This window comes from Kitasatospora purpeofusca, from assembly GCF_036010405.1.
Classification (GTDB): Bacteria; Actinomycetota; Actinomycetes; order Streptomycetales; family Streptomycetaceae; genus Kitasatospora; species Kitasatospora purpeofusca.
Genome location: NZ_CP108561.1, coordinates 8,830,250 through 8,842,215, shown reverse-complemented (window position 1 = coordinate 8,842,215; position 11,966 = coordinate 8,830,250). Strand labels below are relative to the sequence as shown.

At 75.2% G+C, this 11,966-nt stretch carries 7 protein-coding genes; 1 reads left to right on the top strand and 6 read right to left on the bottom strand.

The features are described 5' to 3' along the window. Positions 1 to 16 precede the first annotated feature (16 nt). From OG715_RS38460 to OG715_RS38435, 6 genes are all read right to left on the bottom strand, one after another. Positions 17 to 535: a MarR family winged helix-turn-helix transcriptional regulator gene (locus OG715_RS38460; protein WP_266272594.1), complete on the bottom strand. Its 519-nt coding sequence runs from the start codon at positions 533 to 535 to the stop codon at positions 17 to 19. Positions 536 to 646: 111 nt separating this feature from the next. Beyond that, the gene (locus tag OG715_RS38455) at positions 647 to 2,881 is read right to left on the bottom strand and encodes an MMPL family transporter (RefSeq protein ID WP_266272595.1); all 2,235 of its coding nucleotides are present in this window, start codon (positions 2,879 to 2,881) and stop codon (positions 647 to 649) included. Positions 2,882 to 2,942: 61 nt separating this feature from the next. Next, entirely contained in the window at positions 2,943 to 3,335 is a 393-nt protein-coding gene (locus OG715_RS38450; protein ID WP_266272596.1) for a hypothetical protein, read from the bottom strand. A 196-nt stretch (positions 3,336 to 3,531) separates the two neighbouring features. Further along, entirely contained in the window at positions 3,532 to 3,897 is a 366-nt protein-coding gene (locus OG715_RS38445; protein ID WP_266272597.1) for a hypothetical protein, read from the bottom strand. A gap of 307 nt (positions 3,898 to 4,204) precedes the next feature. Further along, positions 4,205 to 4,582 (bottom strand): hypothetical protein, encoded by a 378-nt coding sequence (locus tag OG715_RS38440; protein ID WP_266272598.1) that lies wholly within the window; start codon positions 4,580 to 4,582, stop codon positions 4,205 to 4,207. 359 nt (positions 4,583 to 4,941) lie between these two features. Next, positions 4,942 to 8,064 carry a phosphocholine-specific phospholipase C gene (locus OG715_RS38435; protein WP_266272599.1) on the bottom strand — a complete coding sequence of 1,041 codons (3,123 nt, stop codon included), beginning with the start codon at positions 8,062 to 8,064 and terminating at the stop codon, positions 4,942 to 4,944. A 568-nt stretch (positions 8,065 to 8,632) separates the two neighbouring features. On the opposite strand from OG715_RS38435, the gene OG715_RS38430 reads away from it, so the two are divergent. After that, positions 8,633 to 11,866 carry a non-ribosomal peptide synthetase gene (locus OG715_RS38430; protein ID WP_407661064.1) on the top strand — a complete coding sequence of 1,078 codons (3,234 nt, stop codon included), beginning with the start codon at positions 8,633 to 8,635 and terminating at the stop codon, positions 11,864 to 11,866. Positions 11,867 to 11,966 lie beyond the last annotated feature (100 nt).

Here is an 11,966-nt window from a genome sequence, read left to right as displayed (position 1 = left end):
CGCGTCCGCCCGGCCGTCAGCGCGCCCGGCGCAGCTCGGCCAGTTCGCCGGTGATCCGGCCGAGGAAGCGCGCCACCGCGGCGAGTTCGGCCGGGGTGAACTCGCCGCGCACCGTCTCGGTCCGCCGGGCCACCGGCGCGAACCACTCCGCCGCCATCCGGCCGGCGCCCGGCAGGTAGTGCACCAGGACCAGGCGCCGGTCGGCGGCGTCGCGGCCGCGGCGGATGTGCCCGGCCCGCTCCAGCCGGTCCAGCACGGCGGTGACGGCGCCCGAGGAGAGGCCCAGTTCCTCGCCCAGCCGTCCGGGCGTGATCCCGCCGCTGCCGGACCCGCCGGGCTCCGGGGCCGCGCGCATGATCGCGAGCAGCGCCTGCACGTCCGTGGTGTGCAGACCGCTGGCGCCGGCGAAGCCGTGGCCGAGCAGGTTCATCTCGGAGGCGAGGTCCTGGAGCAGCCGGCCGAGCGCCGGTCCGCCCGGGGGCACCTGCCCCTGGTCGGGCTCCTGCTGTTCCGGCTGCTCCTCCTGCTCGGACAAGGCGTGTTCTCCGGTCGCGTACGGCATCGATCCAACCCGTTCAGCCTAACGGCGCCGTGCCACCGCCCTGCGGATCACCCCACGGATCACCCCGCCGATCAACCCCGCCGATCAACCCCCGGAGCCCGCCCCCGACCCCGACCGGAGAGCCCCGCGACCGACCCCGGCGGGCCACCAGACCCGGTCCCCGAGGTCCCGGACCAGCGCGGGCACCAGCAGCGAACGGACCAGCAGGGTGTCCAGCAGCACCCCGAACGCCACGATGAAGGCGATCTGGGCGAGGAAGGCCAGCGGGATCACCGCGAGCGCGGCGAAGGTCGCGGCCAGCACCACACCCGCCGAAGTGATCACCCCGCCGGTGGCGGTGAGCCCGCGCAGCACCCCCTCGCGGGTGCCGACGCGCAGCGACTCCTCCCGGACCCTGGTCATCAGGAAGATGTTGTAGTCCACCCCGAGCGCCACCAGGAACACGTACCCGTACAGCGGCACCGAGGGGTCCACGGCGGAGAACCCGAAGACATGCGGGAACACCACCGCGCTGACCCCGAGCGTGGCGAGGTAGGAGAGCGCGACGGTGGCGGCCAGCAGGAGCGGCGCCACCAGGGAGCGCAGCAGCAGGACCAGTACGGCCAGCACGCAGAGCAGCACCACCGGGGTGATCAGCCGCCGGTCGTGGGCGGCCGTGGTCCGGGTGTCGTCCTGCTGGGCGGTGTAGCCGCCGACCAGGGCCCGCGCGTCGGGCACGGCGTGCACCGCGTCCCGCAGCCGGTGGACGGTGGCGATGGCGGCGTCGCTGTCGGCCGGGTCGGTGAGCGTGGCCTCCAGCCGGACCCGGCCGTCCACCACCAGCGGCGCGGCACCCGGCCCGGCACCGGTCGCGCCACCGGTCGCGCCACCCGGCCCGGCACCCGGTGCCCCGGCGGTGGTGGCGCGGACGGCGGCGACCCCGGGCACGGCGGCGGCCGCCGCGGTGACGGGCGCGGCGCGGTCGGCCGCGGCGATGATCACGGCGGGGTTGCCGCTGCCGCCGGGGAAGTGCGCGGAGAGCAGCCGCTGGCCGGCCGCGGAGGGCTGGGCCTTGACGAACAGCTCGCTCTGCGGGACGCCGCCGGCGTCCAGGGTCGGGGCGAGGGCGGCGAGCGCCGCCAGGACCACCAGGCTCCCCGCCCACAGGACGCGCGGGCGGCGGGCGACGAGTTCGGCGACCCGGGCCCAGACGGCGTTCACCGGGGCCCGTCCGTCGGCGGCGGGCCGGGCCGGCCAGTAGGCGGCCCGCCCCGCCAGCACGAGTGCGGCGGGCAGGAAGGTGAGCGCGGAGAGCACGGCGCAGGCGATCCCGATCGCGCCGACCGGGCCGAGGGCGCGGTTGTTGGTGAGGTCGGAGAGCAGCAGGACGAGCAGGCCGAGGGCGACGGTGGCGCCGGACGCGGCGATCGGTTCGACCGAGTGCCGCCAGGCGGTGCGCATCGCGGCGAACCGGTCGCCGTGCAGGTGGAGCTCCTCGCGGAAGCGGGCGGAGAGCAGCAGGCCGTAGTCGGTGGCGGCGCCGATGACGAGGATCGACAGCAGTCCCTGGACCTGGCCGTCCACGGTGACCAGGCCGTGGTCGGCGAGCAGGTAGACCAGGGCGCAGGCGATGCCGAGGGCGAAGACGGCGCCGAGGATCACCAGCAGCGGCAGCAGGACGGCGCGGTAGACGGCGAGCAGGATGAGCAGGACGACGCCGAGGGCGACGCCGAGCAGCAGTCCGTCGATGCCGGCGAACGCGCCGCCGAGGTCGGCCGCGATCGCGGCGGGTCCAGCCAGGCCGACGGTGGTGCCGGGGACCTGTTCGGCGAGTTCGCGGACGGCGCTCACGGTGTCGCCGGTCTGCCGGCCGAGGTCGGCGCGCAGTTGGACGACGCCCTGGAGGGCCTGCCCGTCGGCGGCGGGGAGGGCGGGCGAGACCCGTCCGGTGGCGCCGGGCAGGGCGGCGGCGGACCGCAGGGCCTGTTCGGCGGCGGCGCGCCCGGTCCCGTCGAGGGGGCCGCCGCGGCTCTCCCAGACGATGATCACGGGCAGCGCGTTGTCGGTCCGGAAGTCGGCGCCGAGCCGGGCGGCCTCGGTGGACTCTGCGCTGCGGGGCAGGAAGGCGGCCCGGTCGTTGGTCGCGACCTCGCCGAGCCGGCCCGCGTAGGAGCCGAAGGCGCCGCCGAGGCCGAGCCAGACGATCAGCAGCGCGAGCGGGACGAGCAGCCGGGCGCGGCGGCGCCGGGCGGACGGGCCGGTCGGGGTCCCGGCCGGGGTTGCCGGAGCGGAAGGCACCGGGGCGGGTGGCGGGGTGGCGTGGGGACGGTCAGCGGGCATGGCGGGGCGCGCTCCGGGCCTGGGCGGGGTCGTGGACAGCCCGGATCATATCTCTCGATGATTAAGAGACTTGACGGGCGGAGAGGTTTCGCGGCCGTGCCAGGAGTCCGACCACCGAGAGCGCACCCCAGCCGACCGAGACGACGACGGCCATCACCCGGTGCCGGCGGGTGGGGAGGGCGGTGGCGAGCAGCGCGGCGTCGCCCAGGTCGGAGGCGATCCGGAGGGCGGTCGCGGTGCGCAGCGCGGTGTCGTTCGGGGCGAGGGCCATGGCGAGGCCGCAGGCGGCGTCGCGCAGGGCGAGCGGGCGCAGGCAGGCGGCGACCGGTGCGGGCACCGAGCCGTCCGGCGCGGTGAGGCCGGAGGGCCGGGCCAGCAGGGCGGGTCGGCGGGCGACGGCGAGGCCGTAGACGGCGGTGGCGGCGCCGGTGAGTCGCAGCAGGGACTGGTGCATGGCGGTGACCTCCCGGTGGGCTGGCGGACGGGGCGGATCCTATCTCTCGACGGCCAGGAGATCCCGGCGGACGGGACCGCTCGGGGCGGGCCGCGCCGGAAGGTGCGGAGCACCCGGCCCCGGGTACGCCGGCGGCCCACCGGCGCGGGACCGGTGGGCCGTCGACGGGACGCCCGCAGGGAGCCGGCAGGGCGGGTCAGGAAACGCGCTTGATCTGCCAGGCGTTGTTGTTGAGGCTCGGCACGGCGGAGTAGCGACAGTTGCTGTTGTAGAACGAGGAGAGCTGCACCCAGCCCGTCGGCTGGTAGGTCGAGGCGCAGACGGTGAGCGTGGTGCCGATCGGCAGACCGGTGAGCTGCTTGATCTGCTTCTTGTTGGGGTTGAAGGTGGAGCCGCAGCTCAGGTCGTTCCACCACTGGACGTCGACCCAGCCGGTCGGGGTGAGCTGGCTGCTGCAGACGTTCAGGGTGTCGCCGGGGGCGGCGTGCGCACCGGTGGTGGTCATGGTGAGCGCGGCGGCGGCACAGCCGGCGGCCACGGCGAAGGCACGGAAGCGGGACACGGTGCGGCTCCTCTCGACGGCGCGGGCACTCCGCACCGAGGAATCATTCCTATCGGTGGGACCACAGCCACGGACAGTGACTTTCCGGTCCGGGACATCGGGTGACGCGACGGGTTCGCCACTGTTGACAGTGCGCCGACATACCTGTTTCGCGGCAGCCGCGATCCGCACCGGACACCCATTCGTACCGGCGGAACGTCGGGTACGGACAGCGTCTTTCCGGCCGGTCCGCCCGGGAGCGCGCCGGGCCCACCCGCATCCCGCCGAGGCGGTGGTCCGGGTGAGCCCGAGGGGAATTGACGGTACGTCAGAAGGCGCGGGTGATCTTCCAGGAGTTGTGGTTCAGGCTCGGCACAGCCGAGTAGCCGCAGCTCTGGCTGTAGAACTCCGAGACCTGCGTCCAGCCGGCCGGCGGCCACGCCGAGGCGCAGACGTTGAGGGTGGTGCCGATCGGCAGGCCGGCGACCTGCTCCATCGTCTTCCGGTTCGGGGTGAAGGTGCCGCCGCCGCAGCTGTAGTCGTTGGCCCAGGCGATGTCGACCCAGCCGGCGGGGGTGTACTGGTTGGCGCAGATGCTCACGATGTCGCCCGGGGCAGCCTGGGCGACGGTCGCGGTGGTCGCGGCCAGGGTCAGGGCGGCGGCGGTACAGCCGAGGGCCAGTGCGGTGGCGCGGAGACGGGACACGGTGCGGCTCCTCTCGCGGTACGGGCGTTCCGTACGGGGCCCCATTCCTACCGGCGCACCGGGGCGCGCGAACAGGCGCTTTCCGGTCCGGTGCGCCGGGGCGCGCGTCGCGTTCGCGCCTGTTGACAGTCCGTCGGCGCACTTCCCGGGAGGCCGAACGGCCCGTCCGGACCCAGGAGTTCAGGTCCGGACCGGCCGGGCGGCTCACGTCGGGCGGCTCACGTCGGGCGGCTCACGTCGGGCGGCTCACGTCGGGCGGCTCACGTCCGGCGGGTCACGTCGGGCGGCTCACGTCCGGCGGGTCACGTCGGGCGGATCACGTCGGGCGGATCACCTTGGACGAACGGGCCGCGCGGGCGTCAGCCGGTGATCGGCTTCACGTCCAGGCGGATGTGGTCGACGGCCCAGAACCAGTTGTTCCCGGCGTCGAACATCCGGAACTTCAGCGTCACGCTGCGCGCACCCGCCGGAACGGCGAACTGCTTGCCGATGAAGGCGTTCTGCACGTCCTTGCCGGCGTTGTCGTTGCCGGTGGCGTCCGAGCTGTAGTACACCAGCCGGGTCTCGGTGCCGTTGTCGAAGACCGCCGTGACCGAGGCCTTCTGCGGGGCCTCCTGGCGGTAGTGCGAGTCGAAGCCCAGGTACAGGGTGGTGGCCCCGGCCGGGACGGGCACGGCGGGCGAGACCAGGGTCGAGTCGAACACGCCCTTCTTGGACGGCGCGCCGGTGTCGTCCCAGTCGTCCGGATCGGCGACGGCCAGGATGCCCAGGCCCCGGGTGAAGTTGCCCCGGTCCTGGCCGGCCGGGTTGGACCACTCGCGCTTGGTGTGGAAGGTCCAGCCCTGGAGCCGGACGGTGCCCTGCGGCATGGCCGGCGCGTTGACCACCGACCAGCCCTGCGGGGCCTGCGGCGTCCAGCCGACCACGCCGGCGACCGGCTGCAGCGCGCCCGCCAGCGACTCGAAGTCCTCGCCGAGCAGGTGTCCGGCCATCACCGGCGCGGTGCGGGCGGCGAGTTCGCCGTCGGCGACGGCGAAGCGGTTGCCGGCCAGCGCGCGGGCGGTGACCAGCACGCGGTGGGTGGCGCCGTCCGGCAGCTGGGCGGGCGGGGTGACGTCCCACTCGGCGGTGGCGCTCGCCCCGGCGGCCAGCGCGGCGGGCGGGGCGGTGACGGCGGCGACCGTCCAGCCGGCCGGCACGACCGGCTGCGCCTCGATCACGGTCAGCGCGTCAGTGGCGGTGAAGCGGGCGGTGACCCGGGCCGGGCGGCCGGGCAGCAGGATCGCCTCGTCGATGGTGGTGGAGGCGGCCTTGAGCGCGACGTCCACGGTCAGCGGGTCGGCCTGGCCCATCGCCGGGTCGGTGAGCAGGTGCTCGCCGTCCCAGGGGAAGCGGCCGGCGATCCGGCGGCGGAAGCCGAGTTCGCCGCGCACGCCCACGGCGACGTCGTACCAGCCCTCGGGGCCGACGTTGAGGTTGACGGTCCTGTCGTCGCCCGCGGCGACCCGGACCTCGCGCAGCCCGTCGCCGTAGGCGAGGTCGCCGACCAGGAAGGTCTGGGCGGTGCGCGAGCGGTTGATCACGTCCACCTCCAGCACCTTGCCGTTGCGCTCCTCGGAGAGCGAGATCTCGTACGCGGCGTCGACGGTGCCGCGCAGGTGCCAGAGCGCGCCGTTGGGGCCGTGCACCCGCAGGTCGTAGCCGTCCTGGCCGACCGTCCAGACGTCGGAGAGCCGGGACTTGGCGCCGACCGTGTAGTGGCGCGGCAGAGCGCCGGGGGCCGGGTAGACCGCGAACACGGCGCCCTGCTTGCCCTGGTTGATGAAGTCGATGGTCAGCTGGTCGCCCTTGAGGCGCGGCTTGACGGTGAGGTCGTAGGGCGCCGGGCGGGCGGCGCGGGTGCCGCGCTCCTGCAACGGGAAGGACTGCGGGTTGGGCACGGTGGGCGCGGGCAGCTTGCCGGTGTCGACGACCTTCTGCCGGTTGCCGCTGGTGTCGGGGAGGGCGGGCCAGCGCGGGTCGCGGCCGGAGAAGTCGAAGACATTGGTGAGGTCGCCGCAGACCGAGCGCCGCCAGGGGCTGATGTTGGGCTCCTGGATGCCGAACCGCTGCTCCAGGAAGCGCAGCACCGAGGTGTGGTCGTAGACGCTGGAGTCGACGACGCCGCCGCGGGTCCACGGGGAGACGACGATCATCGGCACCCGGACGCCGAGGCCCATCGGGTACGGGCCGGACTCCACGCGCTCGCCGGCGGGCAGGGTGTCGGACCAGGCGAGCGAGCCGTCGGCGGCCCTGACCCGGTACTTGCCGTCCTGGCTCACCACGCGGTGGTAGGTGGAGCCGCCCTTGCTGACGCGGACGACGACCTCGCCGTCCACCGGCACGGTGGACTTGCCTCGACCGGTGGCCAGCGGCGGGACGGGCGGCAGCTGGTGGTCGAAGAAGCCGCCGTGCTCGTCGTAGTTGAGGATGAAGACGGTCTTCTCCCACACCTCGGGCTTGGCCGCGAGGGCGGCCAGCAGCCGGGCGGTGAGGTGCTCGCCGTTCGGCGGCGCGTAGTTGGCGTGCTCCGAGAGCGCGGCGGGGGCGACGATCCAGGACACCTGCGGGAGGGTGTCGGCCTGGACGTCGGCGGCGAAGGCCTCGACCAGGGCGTCGCCCATCGCGAACGGGTCGCTCTTCTTGGCCGGGTCGCCGACCGCGCGCATGCCGCGCTCGTACAGCGGCTCGCCGGGCTTGGCCTTGACGAAGGGGGCGAACCAGGCGAGCGCGTTGTCGTCGAAGTTGTCCAGCGCCTGGTAGGTCCGCCAGCTGACGCCGGCCTTCTCCAGGCGCTCGGCGTAGGTGGTCCACTCGTAGCCACCGGGGATCTCGGTGTTGTCGGTGACCGGGGTGTCCCGGACGGTGCCGCCGCTGGTGCCCGTCATCAGGTGCTCGCGGTTGGTGTTGGTGTTGCACTGCACCGACGCGTAGTAGGCGTCGCAGGTGGTGAACACCGAGGCGAGCGCGTGGTAGAAGGGCATGTCGGCGCTCTCGTAGTAGCCCTGGCCGAGCCAGCCGCCGGAGCGGCGGGTGACCGAGCCGTCGGCGAGACCGTCGTTCCAGGCCTTCATCGAGTCGACGAAGCCGAACGCGGGGGCGCCCTGCTGGTACGCGTTGGTGTGGGCGGCGTTCATCGGGAACGGCAGGAGGTGGCCCTCCTTGCGGCTCGGGTCGGGCTGGTGGAAGACCGAGCGGCCGTTGACGCCCCGCACCGCCGTCCGGTCGCCGAAGCCCCGGACGCCGGCCTGGGTGCCGAAGTAGTGGTCGAAGGCGCGGTTCTCCTGCATGAACACCACAACGTGCTGGATGTCCGCCAGTCGGCCGGGGCGGGCCGGCGCGGCGAGGGCCTCGCGCACGCTGAGGGGGAGGGCGGACAGCACGGCGGCGGCGGCCGCGCCGCCGAGCAGGGTGCGGCGCGACAGTTCGGGCTGCGGACTCATCGGGGGTGACTCCTTGTACAAAGCGGGGGGGCGCCTGGAGCTGTGGTCCAGACCCGTTATGTGTACGGGCCCCAGGTGGACGGGAACGGGGGGTTCGATGGCGCGTCGATGACGGACAGTGAACCCATAGCTGTACAGACAACTTGCCATCAATGACGGTCCACGGTCACCCCCTGCCGACCCGGCCGCCTCGACCGCCGTCCCAGCAGCCCCGCCGGTCACGCCAGGCCCCCCGCGCCGGAAGGTGGTTGACGAACCGTCGGCAGCCTCCGGCCAGGTCGTGGACAACCCTTGACGAGGCATGTGGTCTGTGGAAACCTCGCGGCAGGTCCAGGCCAATGATCTTCGTACGGGGGTAGGGGATCGCTTCGCCTGACGCATCAGGGGGGACACCTGGGAGTCGGGTCCGGCCGTTCCTCGGCGCCTGCCGACCGGTCCGCGGGGCGGGCCGGCCACCCTTCGGCAGCCGCGCCGTCCGACCGCGCCGTACCGCGCCCGCGCGCCGCCACGGCCACCGCTCGGACGGGTGCCCCGCAGCTCCGTCTCCGACTCCCGAATCGAGCACAGCATGTCCGACTCCACCGACCGGCCCGGCCCTTCCTCCCCCGTCGGGACCCCCGCGAGAGCGACGGACGCCGCACGGCCCGCCTCCCCCGCCCAGCACGGAATATGGCTGACCAGCAGGCTCACCCACGTGCCCGAGGTCTTCCACCTCGCGCTGCGGATCGGCTTCGACCGGATCGACACCGACGCGCTGGCCCGCGCCGTCGCCGCGACCGTCGCCCGGCACCCCGCGCTCTCCTCGGCGCTGGTGGAACGGGACGGCGTGCTCCACCCCGTCCCGGCCGGGCGGGCGCCCGCGCTCACCGTCCCGGAACCGGTCGGCGAGCCGCTCGGCGAGTGTGCCGACGCCTGCGCCGACGCCGCCGCCAAGCGGCTCGCCGAGGAACTCGCCCTGCCGTTCGACCTGGCCCGGGGGCCGCTCGTCCGGTTCACCCTGGACCGGCGGGCGGACGGCGGCGCCGAACTGCTGGTGGTGGCCCACCACGCGGTGTTCGACGGCCACTCCAAGGACGTGCTGGTCGCGGACCTCGCCGCCGGGTACGCCGCCGCGCTCAGGTCGTCGGCGACGGACGAGGAGCGGTCCGCGGGCGTTGCCGCCGCCGGCGCGGACACCGACGAGACCACGGACGCCGCCCGCGCGCCGCTCGACCCCGACCTCCTGGCCCGGGCCGCCGCCTTCCACGGCCCCCGGTGGGCGGCCGCCACCGCCCCGGTGCTCCCCGGCGGCCCCCGCGCCGTGACCGACGCCGGCCCCGGCGAGTCCGTCTCCTGGCGGCTCGACGGCCCGGCCCGGGCCGCCCTCGCGTACGCCGCCCGCACCGCCGGGGTCACCCGCTTCGAGTTCCTGCTCGCCGCCCTGCACGGCCTGCTGCACCGCTACGGCGGCGAGGCCGTCCCGGTCGCCGTCCCGTTCTCCACCCGCGGACCCCGGCAGCGCGACACGATCGGCCTGTACGTCAACGAGCTGCCCGTGTACGCCCCGGCCGGCCAGGACGGGGACACGCCGTTCGCGCACTACGCCGCCGCCGTGCGCGCCGAGGCCCGGTCGGTCTCCGCGCACCGCGCCGTCCCGTTCGGCAGCGCCGTCCCCGGCCTCACCCCCAGGGCCGGGCTGGCGCCGGTCTCCTTCGGCTACCGCCGCCGCACCACCGCCGACCCCGTGTTCCCCGGCAGCACCACCGAGGTCGACTGGACCGTCTTCCCGCACGCGGCCCGCAACACCCTGCACCTCCAGGCCGTCGACGGCGCCGACGGGATCGAGCTCTCGCTCCAGTACGACCCGGCCGTGCTCGCCTCCGCCGCCGCGCGGCGGACCGCCGGGCACCTCGCCACCCTGCTCGCCGCCGCCGTGGCCGACCCCGCGACCCCGCTCGGCGACCTGCCCCTGCTCGACGCGGCCGAACGACAGCTCGTCACCACCGCCTGGAACGACACCGCCCGCGCCTACCCCGCCGACCGGACCGTGCTCGACCTGGTCCGGGAGCACGCCTCGGCCGCCCCCGACGCGCTCGCCGTGGTGGCCGGGGAGGAACGGCTGACCTACCGGGAGCTGCTGCGCCGTGCCGACCGGCTGGCCGGGGAGCTCACCTCGGCCGGCATCGGCCGGGACGACCTGGTCGGCCTGCACCTCGCCCGCACCGCCGACCTGCCGGCGGCGCTGCTCGCCGTGCACGCGGTCGGCGCCGGCTACCTGCCGCTCGACCCCGGCTACCCGGCCGAGCGGCTCGCCTTCGTGCTCGCCGACTCCGGCGCCGCCCTGCTGCTGGCCGACCGCGAACCGGCACCCGAGGTGGCCGCCGCCGCACCGGCGGTGCTCCGGCCGGGCGGCACCTCCGCCCAGGCGGACGCCGACACCGCTCCCTGGACCGACGCCGACCCCGGCCGGCTGGCGTACGTCCTGTACACCTCCGGCTCCACCGGCCGCCCCAAGGGCGTCGAGATCGGCCACCGGGCACTGGTCAACCTGCTCACCTCCTTCGCCGCGCGGCTCGGCTCCGGCCCCCGGGACGTCTGGCTCGGCCTCACCTCGCTCTCCTTCGACATCTCCGCCCTGGAGCTGCTGCTGCCGCTGACCACCGGCGGCCGCCTGGTGCTCGCCCCGGACGGCCTGGCCGTCGACGGCCCGGGGCTGCGCGCGCTGGTCCAGCGCGAGGGCGTCACCCACGTCCAGGCGACGCCCTCGGGCTGGCGGGTCCTGCTCGGCGCCGGGCCGCTGCCCTCCGGGCTGACCGGCCTGGTCGGCGGGGAGGCCCTGCCGCTGCCGCTGGCCCGGCAGCTGCGGGCCGGTACCGACCGCCTGTTCAACGTCTACGGGCCGACCGAGACCACCGTCTGGTCCACCTGTGCCGAGCTGCCGGACGCCCCGGAGGCGGTCCGGATCGGTCGGCCGATCGCCAACACCCGCGCCCTGGTGCTCGACCGCCGCCGTCGGCCGCTGCCGATCGGCGTGCCCGGCGAACTCCACCTGGGCGGCGACGGGCTCGCCGAGGGCTACCTGGGCCGGCCGGAACTGACCGCCGAGCGCTTCGTCGACGACCCCTTCGGCGCCCCCGGCGACCGGCTCTACCGCACCGGCGACCTGGTGGCCTGGAGCCCGGACGGCGAACTGGAGTTCCTCGGCCGGATCGACGACCAGGTCAAGATCCGCGGCCACCGGATCGAGCTGGGGGAGGTCGAGGCGGCACTGCTGACCCATCCGGCGGTCGCGGAGGCCGCCGCCGCGGTGCACCGGGAGGAGAACGCCGCACCCGGGGACGGAAGTGACGGGGACGGGCACGACGGCGAGCCGTTCGTCGCCGGCTATCTCGTCCCGGCCGCCGGACAGGCCGCTCCCGACCCCGCCGAACTCCGCTCCTTCCTCCAGCGGTTGCTGCCCGGCGCCGCCGTCCCGCAGCGCTTCCTGGTGCTCGACCGGCTGCCGCTCACGCCCAACGGCAAGCTGGACCGCCGCGCGCTGCCCGTCCCGCCGGTGCCGGTCGAGGCCCCGGCCGTCCCCGGCGCGGAGGCCGAGGCGGAGGACGAGGTGCTCGCCGCCGTGCTCGGGGTCTGGTCCGAGGTGCTGCGACTGCCCGGCCTCGGCCCCGAGGACGACCTCTTCGACCTCGGCGGGCACTCCCTGACGATCATTCAGATCACCGCCAGGATCCGCGACCTGCTGGGCGTCGAGCTCGACTTCGACGTATTCTTCGCCACCCCGACCCCGCTCGGCATCGCCGCCGCCGTCCGCGAACTGCGCTGACCGCCGGGCGGCGCGACGGAACCCGCGCCGCCCGACCTTCCTCCCCGTACCCGCGTCCGCTCCCCCCGTCCTCCCTGCCCCGCGTCCCCTCCCCTGCGGC